The organism is Nonlabens dokdonensis (genome assembly GCF_002162835.1).
GTDB classification, from domain to species: domain Bacteria; phylum Bacteroidota; class Bacteroidia; order Flavobacteriales; family Flavobacteriaceae; genus Nonlabens; species Nonlabens dokdonensis_B.
In genome coordinates, this window is the sequence record NZ_MAAX01000098.1 from 1 (window position 1) to 26,528 (window position 26,528).

General features: G+C 34.6%; 25 protein-coding genes and 1 pseudogene. 8 read left to right on the plus strand and 18 right to left on the minus strand.

Translation table 11 applies throughout. The annotated features are described in order from the left end of the window. Positions 1-2,039: zinc-dependent metalloprotease (locus A9Q93_RS06035; RefSeq protein ID WP_303686484.1), on the plus strand; the 2,039-nt coding region annotated here is incomplete at its 5' end. A gap of 147 nt (positions 2,040-2,186) precedes the next feature. On the opposite strand, the gene A9Q93_RS06040 is transcribed toward A9Q93_RS06035, so the two are convergent. The 3 genes from A9Q93_RS06040 to fumC all read right to left on the minus strand — a co-directional run bounded on the left by A9Q93_RS06040 (position 2,187) and on the right by fumC (position 6,350). Then, positions 2,187-3,377: a nitrate/nitrite transporter gene (locus tag A9Q93_RS06040; protein ID WP_303686485.1), complete on the minus strand. Its 1,191-nt coding sequence runs from the start codon at positions 3,375-3,377 to the stop codon at positions 2,187-2,189. A 163-nt stretch (positions 3,378-3,540) separates the two neighbouring features. Further along, entirely contained in the window at positions 3,541-4,749 is a 1,209-nt protein-coding gene (locus tag A9Q93_RS06045) for an RNA methylase (protein WP_303686486.1), read from the minus strand. A 206-nt stretch (positions 4,750-4,955) separates the two neighbouring features. Next, a complete protein-coding gene (fumC, locus tag A9Q93_RS06050; protein ID WP_303686487.1) occupies positions 4,956-6,350 on the minus strand; it encodes a class II fumarate hydratase in 1,395 nt (464 codons plus the stop codon). A 270-nt stretch (positions 6,351-6,620) separates the two neighbouring features. Here fumC and A9Q93_RS06055 point away from each other — a divergent pair, with 270 nt between their 5' ends. Next, positions 6,621-6,794, plus strand: coding sequence for a hypothetical protein (locus A9Q93_RS06055; protein ID WP_015364019.1), 174 nt, complete (start codon positions 6,621-6,623; stop codon positions 6,792-6,794). Positions 6,795-6,956: 162 nt separating this feature from the next. Here A9Q93_RS06055 and A9Q93_RS06060 read toward each other — a convergent pair whose 3' ends face one another. Beyond that, positions 6,957-7,577 carry a YqaA family protein gene (locus A9Q93_RS06060; protein WP_369674700.1) on the minus strand — a complete coding sequence of 207 codons (621 nt, stop codon included), beginning with the start codon at positions 7,575-7,577 and terminating at the stop codon, positions 6,957-6,959. A gap of 165 nt (positions 7,578-7,742) precedes the next feature. Between A9Q93_RS06060 and A9Q93_RS06065 the strand changes: the two genes are divergently transcribed. Beyond that, positions 7,743-9,254 carry a DEAD/DEAH box helicase gene (locus A9Q93_RS06065; protein ID WP_303686488.1) on the plus strand — a complete coding sequence of 504 codons (1,512 nt, stop codon included), beginning with the start codon at positions 7,743-7,745 and terminating at the stop codon, positions 9,252-9,254. Between the two features lie 65 nt (positions 9,255-9,319). On the opposite strand, the gene A9Q93_RS06070 is transcribed toward A9Q93_RS06065, so the two are convergent. The 5 genes from A9Q93_RS06070 to A9Q93_RS06090 all read right to left on the minus strand — a co-directional run bounded on the left by A9Q93_RS06070 (position 9,320) and on the right by A9Q93_RS06090 (position 12,928). Beyond that, positions 9,320-9,661, minus strand: a complete 342-nt coding sequence (locus A9Q93_RS06070) for a hypothetical protein (RefSeq protein ID WP_303686489.1) — start codon at positions 9,659-9,661, stop codon at positions 9,320-9,322. Positions 9,662-9,758: 97 nt separating this feature from the next. Continuing rightward, positions 9,759-10,817 carry a M28 family metallopeptidase gene (locus A9Q93_RS06075; protein WP_303686490.1) on the minus strand — a complete coding sequence of 353 codons (1,059 nt, stop codon included), beginning with the start codon at positions 10,815-10,817 and terminating at the stop codon, positions 9,759-9,761. A 15-nt stretch (positions 10,818-10,832) separates the two neighbouring features. Further along, positions 10,833-11,651 (minus strand): carboxypeptidase-like regulatory domain-containing protein, encoded by an 819-nt coding sequence (locus A9Q93_RS06080; RefSeq protein WP_303686491.1) that lies wholly within the window; start codon positions 11,649-11,651, stop codon positions 10,833-10,835. 50 nt (positions 11,652-11,701) lie between these two features. Then, complete coding sequence (locus A9Q93_RS06085; protein ID WP_303686492.1) at positions 11,702-12,280, minus strand: non-canonical purine NTP diphosphatase; 579 nt, start codon at positions 12,278-12,280, stop codon at positions 11,702-11,704. Positions 12,281-12,283: 3 nt separating this feature from the next. Beyond that, positions 12,284-12,928, minus strand: coding sequence for an alpha/beta hydrolase (locus A9Q93_RS06090; RefSeq protein WP_303686493.1), 645 nt, complete (start codon positions 12,926-12,928; stop codon positions 12,284-12,286). Between the two features lie 34 nt (positions 12,929-12,962). Between A9Q93_RS06090 and A9Q93_RS06095 the strand changes: the two genes are divergently transcribed. The 4 genes from A9Q93_RS06095 (at position 12,963) to A9Q93_RS06110 (ending at position 17,050) form a co-directional block, all read left to right on the plus strand. After that, the gene (locus tag A9Q93_RS06095) at positions 12,963-13,376 is read left to right on the plus strand and encodes a hotdog fold thioesterase (protein WP_303686494.1); all 414 of its coding nucleotides are present in this window, start codon (positions 12,963-12,965) and stop codon (positions 13,374-13,376) included. Positions 13,377-13,463: 87 nt separating this feature from the next. Further along, positions 13,464-14,450 (plus strand): isochorismate synthase, encoded by a 987-nt coding sequence (locus A9Q93_RS06100; RefSeq protein WP_303686495.1) that lies wholly within the window; start codon positions 13,464-13,466, stop codon positions 14,448-14,450. 529 nt (positions 14,451-14,979) lie between these two features. Next, entirely contained in the window at positions 14,980-16,650 is a 1,671-nt protein-coding gene (menD, locus tag A9Q93_RS06105; RefSeq protein WP_303686496.1) for a 2-succinyl-5-enolpyruvyl-6-hydroxy-3-cyclohexene-1-carboxylic-acid synthase, read from the plus strand. A 64-nt stretch (positions 16,651-16,714) separates the two neighbouring features. After that, a complete protein-coding gene (locus tag A9Q93_RS06110; RefSeq protein ID WP_303686497.1) occupies positions 16,715-17,050 on the plus strand; it encodes a DUF2853 family protein in 336 nt (111 codons plus the stop codon). A gap of 79 nt (positions 17,051-17,129) precedes the next feature. Here the strand turns inward: A9Q93_RS06110 and A9Q93_RS06115 are convergent, their stop codons facing one another. The 5 genes from A9Q93_RS06115 to A9Q93_RS06135 form a co-directional block, all read right to left on the minus strand. Beyond that, positions 17,130-18,128, minus strand: coding sequence for a hypothetical protein (locus A9Q93_RS06115; RefSeq protein ID WP_303686498.1), 999 nt, complete (start codon positions 18,126-18,128; stop codon positions 17,130-17,132). A 94-nt stretch (positions 18,129-18,222) separates the two neighbouring features. After that, positions 18,223-18,810: a Maf family nucleotide pyrophosphatase gene (locus A9Q93_RS06120; RefSeq protein ID WP_303686499.1), complete on the minus strand. Its 588-nt coding sequence runs from the start codon at positions 18,808-18,810 to the stop codon at positions 18,223-18,225. A 4-nt stretch (positions 18,811-18,814) separates the two neighbouring features. Continuing rightward, positions 18,815-19,735, minus strand: coding sequence for a geranylgeranylglycerol-phosphate geranylgeranyltransferase (locus A9Q93_RS06125; protein WP_303686500.1), 921 nt, complete (start codon positions 19,733-19,735; stop codon positions 18,815-18,817). A gap of 108 nt (positions 19,736-19,843) precedes the next feature. Then, a complete protein-coding gene (locus tag A9Q93_RS06130) occupies positions 19,844-20,377 on the minus strand; it encodes an HAD family hydrolase (RefSeq protein ID WP_303686501.1) in 534 nt (177 codons plus the stop codon). Further along, positions 20,361-21,125 (minus strand): Rossmann-like and DUF2520 domain-containing protein, encoded by a 765-nt coding sequence (locus tag A9Q93_RS06135; RefSeq protein WP_303686502.1) that lies wholly within the window; start codon positions 21,123-21,125, stop codon positions 20,361-20,363. The genes A9Q93_RS06130 and A9Q93_RS06135 overlap by 17 nt, the downstream gene beginning before the upstream one ends. A gap of 87 nt (positions 21,126-21,212) precedes the next feature. On the opposite strand from A9Q93_RS06135, the gene ccsA reads away from it, so the two are divergent. Beyond that, entirely contained in the window at positions 21,213-24,548 is a 3,336-nt protein-coding gene (gene ccsA, locus A9Q93_RS06140) for a cytochrome c biogenesis protein CcsA (RefSeq protein ID WP_303686503.1), read from the plus strand. A 77-nt stretch (positions 24,549-24,625) separates the two neighbouring features. On the opposite strand, the gene A9Q93_RS06145 is transcribed toward ccsA, so the two are convergent. The 4 genes and pseudogenes from A9Q93_RS06145 to A9Q93_RS06160 form a co-directional block, all read right to left on the minus strand. Beyond that, a complete protein-coding gene (locus A9Q93_RS06145; RefSeq protein WP_303686504.1) occupies positions 24,626-25,123 on the minus strand; it encodes a DUF1456 family protein in 498 nt (165 codons plus the stop codon). Positions 25,124-25,236: 113 nt separating this feature from the next. Further along, complete coding sequence (locus A9Q93_RS06150) at positions 25,237-25,740, minus strand: DUF6787 family protein (protein ID WP_303686505.1); 504 nt, start codon at positions 25,738-25,740, stop codon at positions 25,237-25,239. Between the two features lie 14 nt (positions 25,741-25,754). Then, entirely contained in the window at positions 25,755-26,165 is a 411-nt protein-coding gene (locus A9Q93_RS06155) for a hypothetical protein (RefSeq protein ID WP_303686506.1), read from the minus strand. A gap of 152 nt (positions 26,166-26,317) precedes the next feature. After that, a pseudogene (locus A9Q93_RS06160) lies at positions 26,318-26,528 on the minus strand (hypothetical protein); the annotation flags it as partial.

Sequence of the window (26,528 nt, forward strand, 5' to 3'; positions counted from 1 at the left end):
ACGAAAGTGCAGCAATTAATAACTCTGTAAAGGTGAACAATTACGAGCCTATTATGTATGCGTTTGACATCAAGGCTTTTAATACAGATTCAACCGCTGTTGTTATAAATGTCTCTAAATTTTTGAGTAGTGATGTACCTTCTATAAGTGGTTTAAATTCTAGATTGAGAAGTCAGTATAAAGTTAGAAACCTCGATAGTAATCGCAGTTTTATTAATTCTGTAAAATCGTTTCCTAAGAATATAGAAGTTAAACAAGATTTTACCTATAATGCACAACAACCACCATCTAATAGAGCTGTAGGTTCCATAAGTTTGCAAGTAAATCAATCTATGATTTTATTGCCAGAAGTACCTATGCAACCTAGAATTTATGATCCTAGAGTAGGTTTTTTTACTGTAGGACAGATTGATTATTCTAGTAAAGAATTAAAAGCTGATGAGAAAAGATACATACGTCGCTGGAGATTAGAGCCTAAGGATCCTGAAGCTTATGCTAGAGGCGAATTAGTAGAGCCAGTAAAGCCTATAGTGTATTACCTAGATCCAGGAACTCCAGAAAACTTAAAAAAATATATCAAACAAGGAATCGAGGACTGGCAAAAGCCGTTTGAAACAGCAGGATTTAAAAATGCCATTATAGCAAAGGATGCACCTAGTAAAGAGGAAGATCCTGAATTTTCACCAGAAGATATAAGGTATTCTGTAGTAAGATATGTCGCTAGTACTACTCGTAATGCCGTAGGTCCATCAGTTAGCGATCCACGTAGTGGTGAGATCATTGAGAGTGATATTATATGGTACCACAATCACTTAAGATCTTATAGAAATAGATACTTACTTGAAACTGGTGCTGCAAATCCTAATGCTCGAACATTAGATACAGATTCTGAAGAAATAGGAGAGATGATGCGTCAAGTGATTGCCCATGAAGTAGGTCACGCATTAGGTTTTCCACATAATATGGCAGCTAGTTATGCTTATGATGTAGAAGATTATAGAAACGGAGAGTTCACGCAAAAGAATGGTATCGCAGCAAGTCTGATGGATTATGCTCGTTACAACTATATTGCTCAACCTGGAGATGAAAATATACGATTTGTGAGACAGATGGGTCCTTATGATCATTATGCCACTAATTGGGGTTATCGTGTAATCCCAAGTGCCAATACACCAGAAGCAGAAATAGAAACCTTAAACGGTTGGATAATGGAAAAGGCTGGTGATCCTAAATATAAATTTGGTAGACAGAGCAGTAGGTTTGATCCGCAATCACAAACAGAAGCTATAGGAAATGATCCAATTAAGGCAAGCACATACGGTATAAAAAACTTAAAATACGTTGCAAAAAACTTACCGCAGTGGACTTCAGAACAAACTGATAACTATGACGATTTGCAAGAGCTATATGGTGAAATGTTAGGCGTTTGGTCACGATATGTAGGTCATGTAGTAACTAATGTAGGTGGAGTAAATGAAGACCTTAAAAAACCTACACAAGCTGGAACAGTTTATAGCACGGTGGATAAAAAAACGCAAAAAGAATCTGTACAATGGATTAAAGAAAATGTTTTTGACACACCTGAGTGGTTAATCGATCGCAACATCGTGAAAAACATAAGTCCAGACGCTTATTTTGAACGTCTTAGATCTGTTCAAGTACGTCATTTAAATAACTTATTGAGTTTTGACCGCATAGGTAGATTGATAAATGCCGAAACGACAGAGACAGATTACTACAGTGCTTTAAACTTAATGGACGACGTGCAAAGTGCGATATTTACAAATGGCAAAGTAGACGTTTATAAAAGAAATTTACAGCGTGCTTATGTAGAACGGTTAGCATATTTAATGAATGAGGATTCTCGATTTAGTAATTATAATATAGACCAAAGTGATGTACAAGCCTTAGTTAGAGGTGAACTTAAATCATTGCAATCTACTTTAAGGACTAAAAGAAGTAGAGCAGGGAATAAGGTGAATCGATATCATTATGAAGATTTACTGGCACGTATTGATTTAATTATAAATCCACGTTAGGATTTAATTTCAAGCATTTTTTTAAAAAGCAATCTGAGAAGGTTGCTTTTTTTTTTACGCTTTCGCGAAAGCGAGATTAAACCTAAAGTAAGTCGTTACAAACGTGTAATTGCTTCATAGGAGAAAAATTATGAAATGCTAAAAAGTCTATTTAGATTCTTTATTAGGATGCCACTTGTAATAAGCGATAGCAGCTATAAGCCCAATAAAAGAAAACGCGATAAGCAATCCAAAAATTTGCTGATAACCTTGTAAGCCAGGTGAGTTATCAATAAAATAACCGGTAAGAGGTCCCATGAAAATATCTGGAGTATAACCTATTAAAGAAATCATTCCGACTGCTGTACCAGTTACCGCAAGAGGAATTTTACCTTCTTGAATAGCCGAGAAATATAAGGTCCTAAATGCATAAACACCTGTTGCAGTAAGTATGATAGCAAACCAGAAGAGGAACACTGAGCTTGTATTTATAATGCCTACACTAAACATAAAGGCACCTATAATAGTAATCACAAAACCGTAAACCATCATTAACGAAGATCGATACTTATCTGCTAAAAAGCCTATGATAACTCCTATAAAAACACGTATACCGAGAAGATCACTACCTATTTTAGCAGAAACTAGTTTATCATAACCCATGACTTCATTTGCAAATTGCGAGTAGTAATCAGTGATTTTATAACCGGTATAAGCGCATAAGATGATAATCATGAGCAACCACACTGATTTTATCTGAATTACTTCTAGATATTTGCGAAGTAACTGCCGCCATGTAATTTTATCATTTACCAAGGTTGGTTCGGTTTCATTTTTAATAAATAGAAAAACTAGAAAAGCAATTAATGCAATCAATGCAGAGCATGTCAACACTACATATTGAAAAGCTTCTTTGCGATCTATTAGTTCAGTAAACTGTATTTCTTGAGTTAAGAATATTGAAAATATATAAAGTCCTACAAGACCAAAAAGATAAGAAACAGCTCCTCGACCACCATCGAGCAATCCAAAAGCGATGCCTTGTTTATTCTTTCCGCCCCAGACTCTTGTTGCTTTGATCATAGCTGCCCAAAACAAAAATATAGTTGTAAAACCCCAATAACCGTAAAGAAGACTCAATTCATAAAATGATGGAAAAGTAGCCATGTAAATACCTCCAACTGCTGTTAAAAGAAGTGATATAGACATTAAATACCGAGGCTGATATTTATCTGCAAGGCTGCCACCTAAAAAGTAAGATATAAAAGCCACTGTACCGTAAATAGAAAAACAAACACCTAATTCAACATTAGTCAACTGGTACACTTCTAGCACTGTTGGTCTAAAAATACGTGCCAAAACAAATGGCAAGATAAAATTAGCCTCACCAGCAATGATGAGTAATAAAAGTTCTAATGTATTTTTTACTTTACTAGAAATGAGAACAAATTTTTCAATTAGATTAAAAATATTGATTTAAAAATAAAGCTATTTGGTTAATGTGTCCACGAAGTATTTTTAATCAATTATCTATCTCTATAGCGTCTTTAGAAAACAATTCTTGTAAGAAACTAAAAACATCGATTAAATCCCAAGCTGGTCCCAATAGACTATGTACTAACGATACTGAAATTGTTGCTCCATTATTAAGCCTATTTATTAACTCAATTAGGTTAGGATGGTTTTTGATAACCATTTGATGTCCTCGCGCAAATATTAAGACAGAACCATCAGTTTGAACCTCAAAAAGCAAAGGGAATATAGGTATACCCTTGAAATTAGCATTCATATCACTAGGCATTGTAGCGTGATTTCTTATAGATTTTCTTGCTAGTCCACCATTACTTCTCAATTTGAGAATATTTCTAGATAAAACTAGTTCCATTTTTCGTTGTACTGATTGGATGTCTATTAGCTGATTCCATAACGCTGGAGTGGCTTCCATTTCAATAGGTTTTTCATAGTCTACATGATTTTTTAACCCTTGTTCTGCAGTTGCTTGTATCAAATCATTTTCAAATTGATCCTTCGGAGGATTTATATAATCTAAAACCACACTTGAAGAAAATTCAGAGGTGTTTCCTATGTGATAAACATAGTGAGGTATGAACATAGCATCACCAGGTTCTAAAATATATTCCTCACCTTCAGATATCATTTCAGATACGTTATGAAATACCTGAGTATTATGGTCTAGTGAGTTAAACTTTGGATCGTCCCATGTATAAAATTGTTTATTTTCTGGACCTAAATGAAATAAGATCCCATCTTCTCCAGTAGCCTCTTTATGAATCCCAAAAGGTGTGAAACCATAATTACCCATAAAAAACAGAAATGATAATCCATGCACTGGCATTCCAGCAGTTTTAAGCAAAGGCGAGACCATAGATGCGGCCTTTTCTGCAAATGCATTACTGTACTGTTCTAGTCCTATTAAAATCATCCCAAACTTTTGATCACCAAAAATTTGATGCGACCATTCTTCAAGAGATTCACCTACCTTAGGAGGATGCTTCACTAATTTAAGGATGTAGTCATTACGTAGCTCACTATCTATATAGATTTTCATCCCGATGTGGTGTTCTCCTTTATTTAAAAATCCATTTAAGACATCTATAAGCAGCAACTGTAAGTGATTGATATCGCTCTGTGAGAGTAACTGATGTGCTTGTGCTGGTTTTTGTAGTTGTTTGGTGTCTTTGTAAAATGTATTCCAAGTATTGTGGTTCATAAATTCTTTGGTTGAGAAATGAAAAGTGGTGTAGTGCAAATGCTTAAATATTCTTATTTATAAAAATCATGATGCTTTCGCGAAAGCGGAAACGCAACAAGCTGATTACAAAAGTTTCTTTTATTTAAGAAAAATAAATATATAACTAAAAAAGGATGCTTAAAATAATTTTTAAGCATCCTTTTATATATTACAGTAACTTGATGTTATCTATGTCCTACCATATCTTCTGGCTTCACCCATTCATCAAACTCCTCAGAAGTGACGTAACCTAAATCAAGAGCCGCAGCTTTTAAAGTGGTACCTTCTTCATGAGCTTTGTTTGCAATTTCGGCTGCTTTATAGTAACCTATTTTTGTATTTAATGCAGTTACCAGCATTAAAGAGTTTTCTAGTAAAGATTTGATAGTTTCTTTATTAGGTTCTATTCCTACAGCACAATTCTCGTCAAAACTAATACAAGCATCTCCTATCAATTGGGCGCTTTCAAGAACTGCTGCTGCCATAACAGGTTTAAACACGTTTAACTCAAAATGACCTTGCATACCACCTACAGTAACAGTAGTATCGTTACCCATAACTCTAGCGCAAACCATGGTTATAGCTTCGGCTTGAGTAGGGTTTACTTTTCCTGGCATGATAGAACTTCCAGGCTCATTTGCAGGAATAATTAATTCTCCTATACCGCTACGTGGACCGCTCGCCAGCATTCTTATATCATGAGCAATTTTGTTCAATGATACTGCGATTTGTTTTAATGCTCCGTGAGTTTCTACAAGTGCATCGTGAGCAGCAAGTGCTTCAAATTTATTGTCGGCTGTTTTAAAAGGTAACTCAGTGAATTGAGCGATATATTCTGCCACTTTAACGTCATAACCTTCTGGTGTGTTGAGACCAGTTCCTACGGCAGTACCACCTAAAGCAAGTTGACTTAAATGTGCTAATGTATTTTCTAAAGCGATAATACCATGATCAAGCTGAGAAACATAACCAGAAAACTCCTGACCTAAGGTAAGTGGTGTCGCATCCATTAAATGCGTACGACCTATTTTTACTACCTCACTAAAGTCTATAGATTTTTTATGTAAAGTATTACGCAACTGCTTAATTGCAGGAATGGTATTTTCTACTATTCTTTTATAACATGCGATATGCATACCTGTAGGAAAGGTATCGTTAGAAGATTGTGATTTATTCACATCATCATTAGGTTGTATGGTTTTCTCTCCTTCACCTATAACGTTACCAGCAAGTTGATGAGCACGATTTGCTATTACTTCATTCACATTCATGTTAGATTGTGTACCAGAACCAGTTTGCCAGATCACCAGTGGGAATTGATCATCATGTTTGCCTTCTAGTATTTCATCACAAACCTGGGCAATAAGGTCGCGTTTATTCTCGTCTAACACGCCTAGTTCACAATTTGTAAAAGCCGCTGCTTTCTTTAAATAGGCAAAACCATAAACTATTTCCAGTGGCATACTTCCAGCAGGACCTATTTTAAAATTCATGCGAGAACGCTGCGTTTGCGCACCCCAAAGTTTATCTGCAGGAACTTCAACGTTCCCCATCGTATCTTTTTCTATTCTATATTTCATGTAAACGGATTTTCTACAAATATAAAACCTGTACGTTTTATAAGATAGTTCTTAAAGAGAATTATAACAGCGTGTAAAATGAGTTTGTATTTACCGCTTTTGCGAAAGCGAGATCAATAAAACAACCTAATACGACCACATTAAAATTATGAACGTATGCCGCCTTGATAACTAAGGCTAGTTTATAAACAGAATTTTGTTAATAAATCTAACAGAGATATTTTATTTTTAAAGAGTAGTCTGTATCTTTGCAGCAAACACAGAAGTATTATGTTCGAATTTGATCAATATCTAGGCTTTTTAGCATTTTTAGGAATCCTTACTATAGGATTTTGGTTGATGTTATTTTTGACTTTGTTTGCAATCCCGTATTGGATTACTGGTTCTGCATTAGAAAAGAGAAAACTTAAAAAAGAAGCAAAACTTAAGGAACAAGAAAATTAGAAGTTTTTCTAATTTATGTTTTATATACAACCGTTCATTATTGAGCGGTTTTTTTATGCGTCATTTTTAAAATACTATAATACATTTTTTATCAATGACTTGTAAGTATAAAACTAGAAATGAGATATTCTAATGTAATTAAGAAAAGTACAGTAGACGTATTTAGACTAGTGCAAAAATAGCGGCGCCGTAAAGTGCAAAACGCACAAAACGCAACAAACCTACAAGCGCCCAACTTTTTACTGGATAGCGTAACATCCCAGCAACGAGACTTGCCATGGAAAAGGGTAAAGGTAATAGAGCACCTACGGCTATTAAAACGCCACCCCATTTTCTTGCCATAACTAATTGTTTGGCCATTTTAACTTCTAAGTAATTATGTAAGCTAGGTATTTTTAAAGCACGTCTCCCTATCCAGTAAGAAGTGAAACCACCTAGGTACGAGAATAGAGCAATTAGTGATAGATTGAGAATAGGTGTACTTGTCTCGCCAGCCCAAGCGATAAATAATTCTGGCGGTATGAGTCCCAAAACTGTTTCTGATACGTAGAAAAAAGCAAGAACTCCATAGTCTGGTAATGTTTCTACAGCAAGTTCTAGTGCTTCATTTATATCGATTACAAAAAAATGCAGAGCAGCTAGTATGGCAACTACAATGAGTACCGGAGGCATCGATTTTTTGATACTGTCTATAACAAAAGTATAGAAACCAGTAAGTTTATAGTACTTATGGGCACGATCTGGCTGAAACCAAGGCTTTTTCTTTGTAGTAGATTGTTCCAAAATAGAATTATTTCTCTTTGCAAAATTAAGATTTTAACGCCGTTAACTACGTTAAATTATTACGAATTAAAATAATCTGGTATTCTTAACACTAAACAAAGGTTAAGAACCTTAAAAAAGGAGTACTTTTGCAAATCTCAAAAATGAAAATCCAGAGTCTTGTCTATGAAAAATGAAACAGAAATTAAATCTTTATACGACTATCAAAAACGCGATCTGGAAGCGGTTTTTGACCGTATTAACAACAAATCAGATGATTACAATCTTCTTTATCAGTTGCCTACTGGTGGAGGAAAAACGGTTATCTTCTCTGAGATTGTACGTAGGTACATAAGAGAAAAAGGTAAGAAAGTGGTTATTCTTACTCACCGTATTGAGTTGTGTAAGCAAACTTCAAAAATGCTAAATGGCTTTAATGTAAAAAATAAAGTTATTAACTCTAAGGTTAAGGAACTTGACGATCAAAAGGAATTTGATTGTTTTGTGGCCATGGTAGAAACTTTGAATAACCGTATTCAAGATGATAAATTAGAGCTAGATGATATAGGGCTAGTTATTATTGATGAAGCACACTACAACAGTTTTAGAAAGCTATTTAAGTATTTTGATCACTGTTTTATGCTAGGAGTAACGGCAACTCCTTTAAGTTCTAACTTTAAGTTGCCTATGAAGGACAACTATAGAGAGCTTATCGTAGGAAATAGTATTACGTCCTTAGTAGAGCAAGGTTTTCTCGCTCAAGCAGTTACGCATACTTATGATGTAGGGTTAAGCGGTCTTACTATAGGTATGAATGGTGATTATACCGTGAAAAGTAGTGAGAAGCTCTATACTGCGGTAACCATGCAGGACAAATTATTACAGTCCTATAATGAAGTTGCAAAAGGTAAAAAAACATTAATTTTTAATAATGGTATTAGAACCAGTATTGAAGTAGAGGATACTTTTAGAAGAGCTGGAATAGAAATACGTCATTTAGATAATACAAATACAAAAGAGGAGCGTAAAGAGATTCTACGATGGTTTAGAAACAAACCAGACGCTGTACTTACTTCAGTTAGTATCTTAACTACCGGATTTGATGAGCCTAGTGTAGAATGTATTATTCTGAACCGTGCGACTAAGTCACTTACTTTATACTATCAAATGATAGGTCGTGGTTCTCGTATTTTGGATGGTAAGAAAGAATTTCAAATCATCGATTTAGGAAATAACGTAGCTCGTTTTGGTCTATGGAATGAGCCTGTGGACTGGCAGCAAGTTTTTAGATCTCCAGATTTCTATGTAGAAAATATAGTATCAGATGAAGAGATAGAACGCAACTTTGTCTATCAAATTCCTGAAGCTACAAAAGCAGAATTCCCTAATACAAAAGATTTTACTTTTGACATTAAAGGAGCATATAAGCGCATTACAAAAGAAGGTCGTAAATCTAAAGACGTCCTTGATGAGTCGATCGCACAGCACGTGCAATGGTGTGTAGAGAATAGCGAGGACGTATTTGACGCTCGTATTCTTGCAAAATTATTGAAGGAAGATATTAAAGATCGCATCAGGCGATATGCGTATTGTATAATCAACAATACTAACAACTATAAAGATTGGTTAGAAGAAGATTATTACAGACGTCTTAGAATGGCTATTCAACAAGAGTTTGCAGGTGTAGAAACAGATTAATATAGATCTCGCTTTCGCGAAAGCGGAATCACAACATAAAGGTGCGATTAATATCGTGCCTTTTTTTATGACAGAAATTTAAGCCAAGCAAGAATTAGAATTATATAGCTTATTCCTATAATTACTTTACTAGTTGTTTGTTTTTTATTAGCCTGTTTACTGATAGATTCTTTTTGTTGATCAAACGAATTATTTTTAAAAAAATCAACTGAAGCAGTTTTTTCTAAAATTTTTGGATTCCACAAATGTAGTAAACTGATAGGTGCAGAATAGGTTCCTAATTTTAAATTCCTGTCTATACTATTTATGTCAATGTCAATTTCTATTAAATACACAACTAACCAAATACCGTTTAAAATTATAAATACAAAAGCGATGGCACCCAAAGACAAAATGACTTTAGTCATGAAGTATTTTAATTCAAACAATTTTAAAAAGTATAAGAAATTAAAATAGCGCAAATTATAGAATTTGCGCTATTATAGAATAGGAGTACAGCTCTATTTATTTTAATGCTGGACGTTTGTCTGCATTTGCAACTTCCCATGCTGTGGCAAAAATCAATTTAGCACGACGCTGGTAGAGTTCATACTCAATTTTATCTGGAGTATCTGTAGGTTTGTGGTAGTCTTCATGAGTCCCGTTAAAATAGAATATTACTGGAACATCGTTTTTAGCAAAATTGTAGTGGTCACTACGGTAGTAAAAACGATTAGGATCACTTTTTCCATTATACTTATAATCTAAGTTCATATTCATAGAACTTTTATTTGCAGCCTCTGACATATCATGAAGCTCTTGAGATAACATATCGCTTCCTATTAAATAGACATAATCAGGATTATCTTCATGTGCAGCATCTATTCTACCTATCATATCGATATTTAAATTGGCAATAGTATTTTCCATAGGGTAGATGGGATTATCTGCATAGTACTTACTTCCTTTTAAACCTATTTCTTCACCAGTTACATGTAAAAATAAAATAGATCTACGTGGTCCGTATCCATCGTTAACGGCTTGTTTAAAGGCTTCGGCAATTTCTAGAAGTGCGATAGTACCACTACCATCGTCATCAGCACCATTGTAGACTTTATCATCTTTCATTCCTACGTGATCTAAATGTGCAGAGATTACTAGAACTTCATCAGGAAATTCACGTCCTTTGATAAAGGCTAGTACATTTTCTGAAGATAATTCTGGTTTACCAAAGGCTTTGCCAGGTACAATTTGAAAATAATCGCCGTACTGACCACCTCCAGGAACTCCCATTTTCTTGTATTGGTCTCTTAAATAATTTACCGCCTTTTTCTGTCCAGGAGAACCAGTATTGCGGCCTTCCATTTCATCACTAGCATAAAAATAAAGTTGTTCTTTCAATTCATCTAGAGTAATGGTATTTGCATAATCCATTACATCTACTTGCGAGTAATCTAGAGTTGATTTTGTTGTTGTGGCATCTGCCCCAGGTTTTCCTGGTTTCCCGTCTTTTCCTCTCATGCCTTTGCATCCTATAATTACTGTGGATGCGATAGCAATTAATAATATGTTTCTTAAATTCACTTGATTGAAGTTTGGTTATTTTTTATTCTTTTCTTTGGAGCTCTTTAAGATCTTATATTCTTCATAACACTCACTGATAGCGTCTAAGATCTGAAGATCGTTTGCTGTTTCTATAAAGTTTTTAGAGTATTGACAATTCCTTAAAATGGCGTCTATATCTAGCTTATCTAGCTGCAATAGATTCATTAGAGTTTCTCTATCGTATTTACTTTGTAAGAGTGTTCTAATTTCGTCTTGTTCTTTAACCTGACGTAATTTACGCATGGATTTTCCTTTCTTTCCAAAGGTGTTATATAAGAAATCTGCTGGATTGAAAACGCTTTCTAGAATATTTGTTATAGCTCCTGGCTCACTGTCACCAGCTTCATATCCTTTAGGTAAACCACTGATTTTATATCTTCTTGTTGCATAAATAGGTGCTCGCTTAGCGTCTATTTCTAGAAATCCTGTTAATTGGGTTTCAGTTACTGTAACTTCATCAAGTGCGATACCTTGTTCTGTCATAGAAATGGTCACATCGCCAAATTTTAACCAATCTTCGGTAACTCTTACGTTTATAGTTTCAAAACCTAAATAAGAGAAGTACAATGTATCGTTAACTTTGGCTGTTATTTGAAAAACACCTTCTTTACTAGTAGTGGTTCCTTTAATTTGGTTTAGGTTAAGAATATTTACGTTTTCAAGGACGGTATTGTCTTTAGCATTTAAGACTTTACCTTTTACCTTAGACAAAGTATTTTCTTTTTTTTCTGTAGTTTCCTTTTCGCCTTGAGCGTAACCAAAACTGACGAATAAACTAAAGCAGAAAAATAAAATGTAAGATGGTAGTTTCATATCGAGGTATAAAAATAAGCTAATGTGCTTATTTAATAGGTATTTATATTTTAATTAACTTCTTTAAGGTACTCGATAAGTTTACGTAGCGCTTTTGCTCTGTGACTTATTTCACCTTTTTCTGACATTGTCATTTGAGCAAATGATTTTGTATAACCATCTGGCTGGAAAATAGGATCGTATCCAAATCCTTTTTTGCCTTTACGTTCTTTAAGAATCGTTCCTTCACAAATGCCTTCAAACAAAGTTTGATTATGGTTCAAATTTAACGCAATAGCGGTGATAAAACGTGCCTTCCTATCGTTATTGTTTGTTAACTTTTCTAGTAGTAAATTCATATTATCCTCACTATTCTTATGCTCTCCAGCATATCTAGCACTGTAAATTCCAGGCTCACCGTCGAGAGAATCGACTATCAGGCCTGTATCATCTGCAAAGATGGGTAAGTCAAATCTATTTCTTAAAAACTCTACTTTTTGGATGGCGTTACCTGCGATAGTATCTGAAGTTTCAGGAATGTCTTCTTTAAAATCTAGATCGTCTAGGCTTATAAGCTTTACGTGAGAAGGCATTAAATCTTGCACTTCTTTAAGCTTATTTTGATTGTGAGTTGCAAAAATAATTTCCATAAATTAGAGGTCTTGAGCGATTTTATTGAGTAAAGGTACATGAACTACATGTTTTATATCTGGTCTATATATCTCACAATCCTTACCAAACAGTAAGTCTATTTTTGCTTTCTCTCTTTTTTCAATCTCTTCGGTAGAGTACTCATCTTTGGTGCCAGCAATATGAATAACTCTAGAACAGTATTTTTTAAAATGTAATCCATCTTCTCTGGTGAGCTCTACTGGTATACTACCACTATGTAGTATTAAAGACGTAATAGGGTAGTGGTATTGTTTTAAAAACCTCGTAGCCATGGAAACACCTTGAGAATAACCAAACAATGTGATGCGTCTGTCTTGCAAGATATTTTCGGCTTTAAGGACTTCAGTTACATAATTTAAATTGTTTTCTATTTCTTGTTGTGTATCCTCTTTTGTGAGCCAGCACGCACCTACATGTTTAAATTTATTACCTATATAAAATTTTGATGGAGCTTGCAGGGTAATCACGTAATGTCTTTCTGGATCAAAATCTTCAAAATATTTTTTAAAATACTTTGATAAGTAACCTAAGCCGTGAAAACATACCCAGATATTCTTAGTTTTATCAGTTAATTCAAATAGAGTCTCATAAGAGTTAGTATGCGAGTAGGAAACTGTTTTTACCATTTATTATATTCTATGCCTTATTTTTGGTAAAGATATGGACAAAGCAGAAATACTAGAGCGATGTAATGCTATTTGCAAAAACACGCTCATGGAAACTCTTGACATCGATTTTGTGGACGTCGGGATTGATTTTTTAACGGCTAGAATGCCTGTGACGCCTAAAGTACACCAGCCTGATGGAGTACTTCATGGAGGAGCAAGTGTGGCGCTAGCAGAATCTGTAGGAAGTGCTGCTAGTTACATGTTCTTAGACACTGAAAATTTTGCTATACGCGGTCTGGAAATAAGTGCTAATCATACGCGTTCAAAAAAGGAGGGACATGTTTTTGCCACTGCCAGATTTTTACACAAAGGAAGAACTACACAACTATGGGAAATCAAAATTACTGATGAAGAAGAGCGTCTCATATCCATTTGTAAACTGACAACTATTGCTTTAAAAAAGTAATCATCTTATTAACCATAATTTATAAACCGCTTGCGCGAAAACTTAACCTCATACATACAATCACTAATCGAAAATCAACACCCTTTCTTGTTATTGAGAAAGGCAAATGATAACCTTGTGCGTATCATATCACAAAAGGATAAGAAATGGCATAAAAGCGCACCTGACAATATGACTTATGCTGTTTTTTCAAAATTTGAAAAAACAGAAAATCAGGTTTTTATACCTTGTGAAGTCTATAAAGAGTTTACTTATGAAAGTGCTGCTTTTTCTCTTGATCAAAAGCTTCACGAGAGTGAATTAATGGATGAAAAGGAGAGAAGTAGATATGCCCAACTGGTCAAAAAAGCAATTAAAATGCTTAAAGAATCTGCTGTTAAAAAAGTAGTTCTTTCTAGAGTACAAGAGGTGACTAAAAGAACAAATGACTTGGAGATTCTAGAAGCATTGTTACAAAGTTATGCAGCTGCAAATTGTTACTTTTTTAGTCATCCTAAGGTCGGAAAATGGATGGGTGCAACTCCAGAAATTTTAGCTGCAATAACAGGTGATAAATTGAAAACAATGTCGCTTGCCGGAACTGCAATTTTTAATCCAGACGGCAATCATATATGGGGTAAAAAAGAAATCGAAGAACAGCAATTAGTTACCGATTTCATAGTTGAAAACCTAAATAATTGTGGGGTTAATGATTTAGTGATATCTGATGTACAGACTTCAAGAGCTGGTAATTTAATTCATTTAAAAACAGATATTAGCGCTACGATAGATTCCAGTAGGAAAGAAGATTATATTGATGCTTTACATCCTACACCTGCGGTGTGTGGTTTGCCTAGAGATAAAGCCCAAAGATTTATCCAAGATAATGAAGGTTATGACCGTTCTTTCTATACAGGATATTTGGGTATAGTCGAAGCCTCTCAAGCAAACTATTTTGTGAACCTGAGATGCATGCAACTTTTTGAGAATAAAGTTAAAATATACGTAGGTGGTGGAATCACTGCTTTAAGTAATCCTATATTAGAATATGATGAAACGGTTCAAAAATTAATTACAATGAAAAGGCTGTTGTAAAGAAGTGGGCTTATAAAATACTTCTAAAGGCTGTTCTTAAAAGGGTTGTTTTAAATCCTACAACTTGACCTTGCTCGTTGCGACTTTCATTTAAAGATTTAAAATATAAATAAGTTCTTTTAATAATAGATTTGGATACTATTGCGCTTTGATAAATTCCTACAAACGAATAAAAAACAAAGTATTTAAATATAATCATAGGTTTGGATAGCTTTATTGAATTTTAAATATCGACATAATATTTCAAATAAGCAATACAGATTTTCTAAAAGTTCTTTTTAACTTTTTGAAACCATTAGTTTTATAGATGAAAAGTAAGTAACCTAAGTCAAAACGTTATCATACCTTCACCATAGTTTTATATTTAACTACTTTAAATGATTTTTTAAAGTTTTAATAAAACTTGTAAAGCGTCTACTTATAGGAAGGAAGGTTTCTTAGGTACCATATTTTATTTCGTATTGTTTTTTGGTAAGAACCTGTTAAGTATGTTGTCCACAATACATTTCACAAGTACCTTTGTTAGGTTATGTATCCAGAAATATTACACGCTCAGCAAGTCATACTTTTATGTAAAGAAAGAGGTATTAATAATATAGTTATTTCGCCTGGTTCTAGAAATGCTCCATTAACAATAGGTTTTACAGAAAATGATTTTTTCAACTGTTATAGTATTGTAGATGAGCGCTGTGCTGCACATGTGGCACTAGGTATAGCTCAACAGTTACAAAAACCTGTTGCCATTCTTTGCACTAGCGGTAGCGCATTACTCAATTATTATCCTGCGATTGCTGAGGCATTCTACTCTGAAATCCCTATCCTAGTTTTAAGTGCAGATAGGCCTGCTCATAAAATCGACATAGGTGATGGACAGACTATAAGACAGCGCCATGTATTTGCAAATCATATATTATTTGACACTCAACTAGAACCAATCAATTCAGTTAATGATCAAGAAGGTATTGCGACTAATGAGCGATTGATCAATAAAGCTATAAATACATCTATAGCACAACGTGGCCCGGTACATATTAATATACCTTTTGAAGAACCCTTATACAATAAAGTAGCTGAACCTTCTCTAGAAGTTAAGGTAATAGATCTTCTTAAAGAGGAGTCTAGTATTATTCCAGAAAGTTTTATTGAGCAATGGAAAACCTCACCTAGAAAGTTAGTAATTCTTGCAACACTTAATCCACCAGTATTTGAAAAAAAGGATCTGGATATTTTAACTAGTGACCCTAGCGTGTTAGTGATGAGTGAAGTAAGTAGTAACGTTGTTCATGAGAATATTATTTGGGGAATAGATACATTAATTGCTCCTATTGAAAATGAAGTCGACCAAATTAAAGACTTACAGCCAGATCTCGTAGTAACAATAGGCGGTATGATCGTTTCTAAAAAGATCAAACAATATTTAAGGCGTTTTGAGACTAAAGTTCATTACCACGTAGGCAAAAGAAAAGCATACGATACCTTTTTTAAGCTGGCCGGTCACATAAAAGTAAAACCTCAAAAATGGATCGAACAACTTCCTAAGGAATTTATATATAGCGACTATCAAAAACGTTGGACAAATCATTTCAAAGGCTATCTTATTAAAAGAGAACAGTATTTTAAAAATATGCCTTGGTCAGATTTTAAAGTGTTCGAAACGCTATTTAAGGCATTGCCAGATGGTATTGTATTACAATTGGGAAACAGTAGTACCATACGTTATGCACAGCTGTTTCAAATGAATCCTAGTCATGTAGTGTTTTCAAATCGTGGTACCAGCGGCATAGATGGCAGTACGAGCACGGCTGTAGGAGCTGCTATGGCAAGTCATCAACCGGTTGTGTTTATTACAGGTGACCTCAGTTTTTTCTATGATTCTAATGCTTTATGGAATAAATACATTCCTAAAGACTTTAAGATAATAGTCATTAACAATTCTGGTGGAGGGATTTTTAGAATTTTGCCTGGACATAAAGACACTGCTGAGTTTGATACTTATTTTGAGACAGAACATGAACTGACTGCAGAGCATCTATGCCATATGCATAACTTTAATTATCAAAGTATAAGTGAGGAGTCCGCTTTCGCGAAAGCGTACCAAAAATTTATAGCCAATAATGAACAACCACAGTTATTGGAAATTTTTACACCTAGACGGATTAATGATACCGTTCTTCTAGATTATTTTAAATTTTTAAAATAGAAATTAATCATTTACTTTTAATGCATACATTTATAATCATTAACTAAAATCGATCAACAATATTATGAGCAAATTTGATGAAAGAGTAGAAAAGTACATTGCAGCTTACAAGGATAAAGTAGGTGGTGAATTGAACGAAGAGCTACTTAGAAAAGTAACTAAAGGGTTAGGTCCATCTATTTATAATAAAGATGCTGAGACTGTAAGTGCTGAGAAAAGTGAAATGGAACGTGTAGTTAAAAATTACCTACAGAAAAAATTAGGACTTTCTGGAGACAACTTAATGGAGTCTGTGGAAGCGGTAATTGAGAAGTATGGTAAGAGTGAGCGTGCAAAATACCGCGCTTGTATCTATTACATGCTTTGTGTTCACCACGGTAAAGAGTCTGTTTATAACTAAAACATTCTTCTTATTAATATAAAAAATCCACTTCATATGAGGTGGATTTTTTGTTTTGAGATAGAATAAAGTGTGCTATTTAAAAATATATCAAGTCTTGATTAATATTAATGCGCTCAATTACACTATCTACCTTAAGATGCATTTTATTAAAAAATTGAGCTCGATCTCGCTCACCAGAGTTGACCAGCAGCTTTGAATTTTTCATTTGTTTCTCAAAAAACCGATCTAATTTATCGCAAGTAGCTTGATGTTCTACCTTAAAATAGGTGAGTACGGTAAAAGGTGAGAAAAATACTTTTTGATTCTTAGTTTTTACCATTATGGTATTACTCATAGTGAGTAAGTCACTTTTATAAAGATGATATTGAGCGTTGTTTTTAGAGTTAATGATCGTTTGCTGTATGCTTTGTTTCTCTACATGGTCAATAATATCTTTAAGGTCCTTGCATATTAATAAAGCGAGTGCTCTAGAAAGTAAACCTGTTTCATAATAGTAGAATATTTGCTGTAATGTTCCATTAATGGTATTATCATTCCAGAATTCGACAATATCGATGTAATTATAAGTCTCACCTAGTCTTATAGCGCTTTCAAAAAGAGATTTTGGAGCTTGATCCATAAAATTTTTAAAACTCATTTTTTCCATACTGCCATCTTCATTGAGGAATTTGAGCCATACATAACATTTGTATTTAGTCAAATAGGAATCACTCAACGTATAAAATAAAGGAATATCCTTAGCAGAATAGGTGATGCTCGCACTCTTTAAATTAGTTAACGGTAAAATGTTTTGTAAAGAAGTATCAAAATACTGCTCCAGTTGTGCCATGTTCTCGATGCTAGGAGAAACATCAGTAAGAATAGAAGTTTGCTCGCCTACTTCAAATAATTTATTCAGCGATATTTTAAAATGCTTTGAGAGTATGACACTTTCTTCTAGACTTATACTTGTCTTACCAGTGACACGTCTATAAGCGGCATCATAACTTATATCTAACACGGCAGCTATTTCTTCTGTCACAGATTGATTCTCGTTGAGAATACTTTTAATTTTTGAAATAAATTGTTCTTGCATTTTATAAAAATAAGATACAAAACAGAAAATCAAATTGTGATTATCGCAAAATGAATCAAAAATGTTTAGTATTTAATACAAATAATGTGTTTTTTTACAACTTACAATTCTTCATAAACTCATAGACCTTAGGCAGCGGTAATCCCATCACATTATAATAACAGCCTTCTAATCGAGTAACTGCGGCATAACCTAACCAGTCTTGAATACCATATGCCCCAGCTTTGTCAAATGGTTTATAAGTGGTAACATAGTAATCTATCTCTTCTTCTGTTAATGTTGCAAAATGTACAGAAGTACAATCATTAATTATGTCCTGAGAAGTTGTAGTTGTGAAACAAACAGATGTAAAAACCTTATGCATTTTACCACTTAAGGAAGCGATCATTTCTTTAGCATGCTGCGCTGATTGGGGTTTTTCTAATGCGGCATTTTGAAACCATACGATCGTGTCGCTTGTTATGAGAAGTTGATGGTCTTGTAAGTCCTTATCAAATGCGTTGGCTTTTAATGAAGATAGATAGTCTGTTATCTCATGCTCTTTAAGAGTATCACTATAGACTTCATTGACTGGTCTCGTTTCTATTCTAAAGTCGATATCCAGCCCTTTTAATAGCTCTTGTCTTCTTGGAGATTGAGACGCGAGAATGATATCTGTATTTTTGAACTTAGCTCTCAGCATAATTTTAATTGAAATAATAGTTTAATCTAAAAATTCCTATAGATAAAATCCCAAATAACAATACTAGTTTTAGAATGTTAGATAGCAAGTGATATTCTTTTGGAGATGCAGCTGTCCATAGTTTAAAAGCAACAAAAGTGAGAGGTCCTATAATTAGAAATGTAAAAAAATACGTCGCTACTTCATTTTTATAAATGAACTCGTAAACATACCAGCCTAGCAGAATAACGATAGCAAGGATAAAAATAGAAATAACTTTTGCGGCTCTCGATCTACCTAATAGAATGGCGATTGTATTTCTGCCGCCAGCTTTATCACCATTTACATCTTCACAATCTTTTACCCATTCTCTAGCTAGATTAATTGAAAACGCCATCAATGCAAACTCTAGTAATCGCTCTAATAGAAATTTAAAGGCGGTTTGTGTTTCCGGTGTTATGGATGGAAACAATTCAAATATTCCGGTGATAAGTATGACCAGTGCGACCAGAAGTGAGATAATTATATTTCCTACCAAAAGCATTGCTTTGAGCGAACTCGCATATAAATAGAGTATAAATGCAACAGCTATAAAAACACTAGATAAAATAGGTTTCCCTATACTGTTTGATAATATAAAACCAGCACCTACAGCAATTACAGTGAGCGCCATATAGATGTAGAAAGCATTCTTTTCTGATATACTTTTAGTAACCAGTAGTTTTTCAGGCTTGTTAATACGATCTATTTCAACATCATAAATATCATTGATGACATTTCCGCTTGCGGTAAGCAATGCAGTAGCAAGAATTAATAAGCTTAATTGCCAGTTACTCAAAGATGGATCAACTCCAGAAGGAATTAGCATCCCATAAACAATAACCAGTTGTGTAAGGATGGTAAGTAGGATATTAGGCCATCGTATGATCTTAAAAAAGGTACTCATGAATTAAAAATAAAGGGGAAAAGTCAAATCAAAATTAAAGTATTCTTGAATGTAATGTATTCTAGAAATTAAAAAGCGATGGCACAATGCTTAGAATGACAAGTTGAGCTAACTTGATTGCACGCTGCTTCCGTCGATTACCTTCCATTTTCCTTGCGCTTTCATGACTTGCTCAATAATGTCTCTAACACAAGCATCACCACCTTTTTTATGAGAAATATACTGACTTACTGCTTTAATTTCTGGAATAGCATCTTGTGGACAACATCCTAAACCAGCAAATTGCACTGCAGGAACGTCAGGCATATCATCACCCATATAGACGATGTTTTCTGCTTTGAGTTGATGTTTCTTGACATAATCATTTATTTGAATCATCTTGTCACTTGCATTTAGAAAAACATCGGTAATGCCTAGACCTTCAAGTCTTCCTTTTACTCCTTCATTAGTACCACCGGTGATGATACAAATGTGGTAACCATTTTGCAGTGCGGTTTTCATCGCATAACCATCTTTTGCATTCATTGTTCGCAACAATTCACCACTTTCAGAAATGAGTAATCTACCGTCGGTAAGTACGCCATCTACGTCAAAAATAAAAGTTGTAATGTCGTGAAGTAATTCTTTATAGCTTTTTGCCATGTGTTTTTTGTATGGATTTTGTTATCGATCGATACATATCGCGATCTTCTTTATCAAGCATCTGTAAATGCGTTTCTATTGTTTTTGAGTCGTTTCTTACTGCTGGACCTGTCTGAGCATTTTTAGGCGATAGATCTATTGCTTTATCATAGGTTTCTCGCATCAGAGCATCCAGTAGATGACTGTCTATGGCAGCTTCATCCATAATCTCGCTAGCTTTTGTATAACAATGATTTACAAAATTATTGATATAGACGGCAGCAAGATGTAGTTTTTTACGTTGTTTAGAATTGATTTGTGCACGCTTTCGCGAAAGCGGAACAGCAACCATCTCTAAGACAGAATTTACATAATCATTGCTCGATTCTAGACATATAGTTATTTCTCCAAAGTTAGGTGTGCGTGAGATGCTGAAACTTTGTGGTAGATAAAAAACGCCGTGGTTTTTATGATTGCTTAAAGTTTGCATAGCAACACTACCGCTAGTATGGGCGATTATGGTTGCTTGAGCTGGTAGTTGCTCAGCTACGGCAGCAACAACGTCATCAGGTACAGCTAGTAAAATAAGAGTTGCATCAGGTAAATTTTTGAGATCTGTTACTAATGGAGCGTCTACTCCTTCTAGCTTTTTTTGTGCTCTGTTATAGTAGGCAGTAAGCTGTATTTGAGAACTATATCTTGCTTTATCAAGAGCCCTACAAAGGTGCGTGCCTACATTACCGGTTCCTATGACAATTACTTTAATCATGCTGTAAAAATACACACTTCAAACCGACTCACAAGACATGGTGTTGCGGCTTTTGTTAAGTATCTTTGCAGCCGGTAAAAAAGTCCTATGAAAGACAGATTAATTGCTTTGCTTTTTGGTACAAGAACGATGACAGTTTTATTACTTGCATTTGCAGCAAGTATGGCAGCTGGTACCTTTATTGAGAATTCTTACGACACACCTACGTCTAAACTTTGGGTGTATAATCAATGGTGGTTTTCTTTAATAATGTTGTGGCTTATGCTCAATTTTATAGGAAACATTAAGCGTTATCAATTGTTTCAGTGGAAAAAATGGGCAACGCTTACCTTACACTTATCTTGGATTCTTATCATCATAGGTGCGGGAATTACCAGATACATCTCCTTTGAAGGCATGATGTTAATACGTGAAGGTGCTACTGAAAACACTTTTTTTAGTGATGAAACCTACTTCAGTGCTATTATTCAAGGAGAAGATGCTAATGGTAACGCTATGCAACGGTCTGTTAAAGAAGAATTACTGGTTTCTCAATATGATTATAATACTTCAAGAAGCTTTGATTTTTATGATAAAGAAATAAAAGTTACCATAGACAGTCTTATCTATGATGCGGTAGAAGGTTTAAAACCTGGAGATGAAAATAGTGATCGATTTTTAAAAATAGTGGAAGCTGGAGAAGGAACGAGACACGATCACCTTATTAAAGATGGAGAAGAGGCTAGTATTCACGGTGTGCTTTTTGGCGTAAATGTAGACCCTGAAATTGCCGCTCAAAAAGGATTGATCAATATCACTGAAAACTGGAACGGTTATACGATTCAAACTCCTTATGAAGGTGACTTCTTAAGAATGGCAGACCAAATGAAAGGTGAGGTGATCAAAGATTCTATACAGCCGTTGCAATTACGCTCACTTTATACCATGGCAGGATTACAGTTTGTAGTTCCAGATCCGGTGATGCAAGGAGAAGTTGGTATTATCAAAAGTCCACAGCCTACAAAAGCAAAAGCTTATGGAATTCTCGCAACAGTAAGCAGTGGTGAGGATTCTCAAAAAATAGAACTATTAGGTGGTAAAGGTATTATATCAGACTATACAGATCTTGAAATAAATGGATTGAAACTCTATATAAAGTATGGCTCTATACAAAGAGAATTGCCATTCGGCATAGAGTTGAACGATTTTATTGCCAAAAAACAACCAGGAACAGAAAAGTCCTATGCTGCGTTTGAAAGTAAAGTAACAGTAATAGACAGCGCAGGAAGAACACCAGAACATATTTATATGAATAATGTACTCGATAAAGAAGGTTACCGTTTTTTCCAAGCTGGATTTGATCCTGACGAATTAGGAACGCACCTTTCTGTAAATCATGATTTCTGGGGTAAAACGGTTACTTACATTGGTTATTTCTTATTATATCTGGGACTCATGGCTTTAATTTTTGACCCAAATACTCGTTTTGGAGAGTTGAGAAGATTGATAGAAAGAGTTAAAAAACGCAAAGCTAAACACCTTGCGATGATTGCGATTTTGTTTACAGCAACATTTGCGGGAGCACAAACACCTCAAGAAGATCATACTGGTCATAATCATGCACCAGGTGCACATTCTACCGCTATTGAAAATAGAGATGCCGTAAGTACAAATCAAGATGTTAGTGCAGTTGATCCTGCAGTAACAGGTGAAGCTATTGAAATGGCGCCTCAAAAATTGCCACCTATTCCAGTACAACTAGCCGATAGTATTATTGTAGCAAATATGGTTCCATTGCCGCAAGCAGAACGTTTCGGTAGAGTAGTGGTGCAAGATGAAGGTAGAATGAAACCTATGTCTACTCTTGCTAGTGAAGTTTTACGTCGTTTAAGTGAGAGAGATTATTATGAAGCTAAGGTAGGCGATAGCGTTGTTAGGTTAACACCAGAGCAAACTATACTTAGTATGTTGCAATTCAGAGACATGTGGTTTGACATACCTATCATTAAGCTTAACTATAAAAATGATTCTTTGAAAACTATTCTAGGCGTTGATAAAAGTACCAGCTATGCTAGAGGAATGGATTTTATACGCAGAAAGGATAGTACTTTAGGTAGCTATAAAATAAGTCCTTATCTAGATGAAGCAAATGCTGCTGATGTCAAGACAAGTATTCAACAAGGCTTTATAGATATAAATTACAGTGTAGGTATTTTAGATCAAGTACTTTCTGGATCTATTTTTAAGGTATTTCCTAGAAAAGGAGCTGAAAATAACAAATGGTATGCAGCTCCAGATTTAGAAGAAGCAGGCTTTACAGAAGAACGAGACAAAAGATTTGTAAGAGACTTTTTTCCTGCATATTCTTCTTTACTGTCTAGAGGAAAAGTAGATGGCAATTATTTGAATGCTAATGCGGCGCTTAATAGTCTATTTGAATTTCAAAAATATCACGGTGCAGATGTTATTCCAAGTGAGGATAAAATTGAGGCAGAGATTCTTTATAATAAGTACAATGTATTTAAAAGCTTATATAAGTGGTATGCATGGTTCGGGATCATAATGTTGATTTTACTAATTGTAGAAATCATAAGACCCATGAAGCAAATACGATGGACTATTAAGTTTCATTTTGCGGTAATCGGTGCTTTGTTTCTAGTTCATACTGGTGCTTTGATAATGAGATGGTACTTAAGTGGTCATGCTCCATGGTCTGACGCCTATGAATCTCTAATATATGTTGCCTGGGCGACTATGGCTTTCGGACTTATGTTCGGTAGAAAGAGCGATATGACGGTAGCAAGTACTGCATTTGTCGTGGCAATAATTTTGTGGGTAGCACAGTTGAACTGGTTAGATCCAGCAATAGGTAATTTACAGCCAGTGCTAGATTCTTACTGGTTGATGATTCACGTTTCTATCATTGTAGGTAGTTACGGTCCTTTTGCATTAGGAATGATACTAGGTCTGGTAACTATGATTTTGATGATCTTTTCCACAAAGAAGAATAAGAAAATTATGGACTTGAATATTAAAGAGCTCACTTATATCAATGAGGTAGCGCTTACTGTGGGACTGATCATGTTAACCATAGGAAACTTCCTCGGCGGTATGTGGGCAAATGAATCCTGGGGACGCTACTGGGGTTGGGACCCTAAGGAGACTTGGGCTTTGATTACCATATTTATTTATGCTTTTGTACTGCATTTGAGACTAGTACCAGGTTTAAAAGGAAGATGGACTTTTAACTTATGGTCGGTTCTTGCGTTTGCAAGTGTGTTGATGACGTACTTCGGTGTAAACTTTTACTTATCTGGATTGCATAGTTATGCGAGTGGTGATCAAATTATCTCATATCAATTTGCAGGTATAAGTCTAGCTGTAATCCTAGTCATAGCTGCGGCTGCACGATATAAAGAGTTTAAAATTCATAAAAAGAAGTAGTCTAAATAATTGATCAATAAAACAACAAAAGCCGATATCTACATATCGGCTTTTGTTTTATCATATTTGATCTAATTCTACTTATTAAAAGAATTTCTATAAGCTTCTTTTTCACGTTGTGTTTTACGTTGTATTTGAAAACCTTTCAGGAATTTACGTAGGTATTGATCGTTGAGGTATTTGAACTTAGGATGTGTTCTTTTTCTAAAAAAAGCACTCAATTCAGTCTCGCTTATTTCTACACCTGCTTTTTTCCAAATATAAATTAACTCATCAGAGGTAAAATTGAAAGCGATTTTAAGTTTACGTAATATAATTACATTATCTAATTCAGTTTCTGCAACAGGTGTTTTACCGTCTTTCTTACCGCGATAATTGACGATAAGACCGTTTAAGAAGGTAGCTAGGTTTTCATCAATAACAACATCAAAGTCTTCATCTTCCTCTCTTTTAAGCCAGCTGCTTATCTCAGCTCTAGAAACAGGTTCGCCGCCTTTAGCATACATATCCATCATAGAGTCGTCACTCAAATTGAGTGTAAACCGCAGTCTTCTTAAAATATCATTATTATCCATACTTTCTTGCTCAAGTCTCGTTTAGAAAAGCAAAGGTACGATACTGATAGTTTTTAAGGGAAAAGTTTTGTGTTAGTTCCGCTTTCGCGAAAGCGAGATAAAAAACGTCTCTATTACAACTTGATCCCAAAACGAGCCAGCATTTTCTTTTCAAATGCCCAAAAGAATTCATGCTGCCCAAATAGCCAGCCCATGCATACTAGAACTAATTGATAAATAGGGAAGATAATCAATAACCTTAGTGGCCAAAAAACCCATGCCGATAAATTATCTTGATCTAATCCCAAAAATTCCATGAATGGTCCAGATAAACGAGCTGATAAGGAGCCTGTAATTGCAAACACTATAAATATAGCTATAAGCTCCCATCGATAGGTTACTTTCCATCGGTCTCTTAACTTACTAAATAGCCAGATCGTGATTTTATAAAAGATAAAAGCAAATACCAGAGTTACCGCTATAGTAAACGCATATTCATAAGTAATGTCTTCAAAGGAAGATGGTAAAATTTTAAGAGCTATAAAATAGCCACATGCGAGTAATCCTATGATACCTAAAAGTATAAAAACGAGTTGCCAGTTTTTTGTGATTTCCCAGTTTTCTTTGATTTTTTGCATACTGCAAAAATACGTTACAGAAGGCGTTGTTTATATTTTTGTTCAAAGAAAAGAAAGTAGTTGTGAAGTAAATAGTTCACCTCATACCCATAATCGATACGACGGTCATAGTCTATTCTAAATGGATATAAATGAATGCTATATTTACTAGGGTTTTGTACTCTCAAATTGTATTCATTTACTCTTAAATTGTTAGTTATTTCCATAGAAGATTGAGAGAAATAGCCTTGCTGAGGTTGGGTTGCTAACCATGCATTAAAACCTGGTTCAAATATAATTACCTCATATTTGAGACTGTCGTTTGCGATACGTATGGTATCATTAGTTATAGTTCCTTTCTCAATTTTATAATCGTTGCTACTTTTTAAAGAGCTGCATCCTATTATAGCTACTACAATTAGAATGCTAAGTATTAATTTTTTCATAGTCTAAAGGTAAACTCATTGTAACCCTAAAGAAATGAGCAATGAGTGAACTCATAAATTGGTCGAGTAAAACGCACATTTTAGACATATTACCATTAAAAAAGCGATTAGCTATTAAAGTAACCGCTTTTACACATTGTAAATGAAATGTATTATTTTCCGAAAAGGCCGCCTAGCATACCGCCCAGGCCATTTTTTTTCTTATCGCCTCCTAAAACCATTCCTGCAACGTCATCAATAACACTACCGTCACCATCTGCATCAAGAAGTTGAGAGATAAAAGATTGATCTTGTGTGTCAGACTGTCCTAAAACAGCACCTAACAAATCACCTATTCCATTTTGCTCAGAAGGTTGTGCTTGT

Bases quoted from the DNA above. Each gene is read 5' to 3' on its own strand.
- A9Q93_RS06045 (WP_303686486.1), bottom strand. From the start codon at position 4,749: ATGAACCACAATACTTGGAATACATTTTACAAAGACACCAAACAACTA.
- fumC (WP_303686487.1), bottom strand. From the start codon at position 6,350: ATGAAATATAGAATAGAAAAAGATACGATGGGGAACGTTGAAGTTCCT.
- A9Q93_RS06055 (WP_015364019.1), top strand. From the start codon at position 6,621: ATGTTCGAATTTGATCAATATCTAGGCTTTTTAGCATTTTTAGGAATC.
- A9Q93_RS06065 (WP_303686488.1), top strand. From the start codon at position 7,743: ATGAAAAATGAAACAGAAATTAAATCTTTATACGACTATCAAAAACGC.
- A9Q93_RS06070 (WP_303686489.1), bottom strand. From the start codon at position 9,661: ATGACTAAAGTCATTTTGTCTTTGGGTGCCATCGCTTTTGTATTTATA.
- A9Q93_RS06080 (WP_303686491.1), bottom strand. From the start codon at position 11,651: ATGAAACTACCATCTTACATTTTATTTTTCTGCTTTAGTTTATTCGTC.
- A9Q93_RS06085 (WP_303686492.1), bottom strand. From the start codon at position 12,280: ATGGAAATTATTTTTGCAACTCACAATCAAAATAAGCTTAAAGAAGTG.
- A9Q93_RS06090 (WP_303686493.1), bottom strand. From the start codon at position 12,928: ATGGTAAAAACAGTTTCCTACTCGCATACTAACTCTTATGAGACTCTA.
- A9Q93_RS06095 (WP_303686494.1), top strand. From the start codon at position 12,963: ATGGACAAAGCAGAAATACTAGAGCGATGTAATGCTATTTGCAAAAAC.
- menD (WP_303686496.1), top strand. From the start codon at position 14,980: ATGTATCCAGAAATATTACACGCTCAGCAAGTCATACTTTTATGTAAA.
- A9Q93_RS06110 (WP_303686497.1), top strand. From the start codon at position 16,715: ATGAGCAAATTTGATGAAAGAGTAGAAAAGTACATTGCAGCTTACAAG.
- A9Q93_RS06115 (WP_303686498.1), bottom strand. From the start codon at position 18,128: ATGCAAGAACAATTTATTTCAAAAATTAAAAGTATTCTCAACGAGAAT.
- A9Q93_RS06120 (WP_303686499.1), bottom strand. From the start codon at position 18,810: ATGCTGAGAGCTAAGTTCAAAAATACAGATATCATTCTCGCGTCTCAA.
- A9Q93_RS06125 (WP_303686500.1), bottom strand. From the start codon at position 19,735: ATGAGTACCTTTTTTAAGATCATACGATGGCCTAATATCCTACTTACC.
- A9Q93_RS06130 (WP_303686501.1), bottom strand. From the start codon at position 20,377: ATGGCAAAAAGCTATAAAGAATTACTTCACGACATTACAACTTTTATT.
- A9Q93_RS06135 (WP_303686502.1), bottom strand. From the start codon at position 21,125: ATGATTAAAGTAATTGTCATAGGAACCGGTAATGTAGGCACGCACCTT.
- ccsA (WP_303686503.1), top strand. From the start codon at position 21,213: ATGAAAGACAGATTAATTGCTTTGCTTTTTGGTACAAGAACGATGACA.
- A9Q93_RS06145 (WP_303686504.1), bottom strand. From the start codon at position 25,123: ATGGATAATAATGATATTTTAAGAAGACTGCGGTTTACACTCAATTTG.
- A9Q93_RS06150 (WP_303686505.1), bottom strand. From the start codon at position 25,740: ATGCAAAAAATCAAAGAAAACTGGGAAATCACAAAAAACTGGCAACTC.
- A9Q93_RS06155 (WP_303686506.1), bottom strand. From the start codon at position 26,165: ATGAAAAAATTAATACTTAGCATTCTAATTGTAGTAGCTATAATAGGA.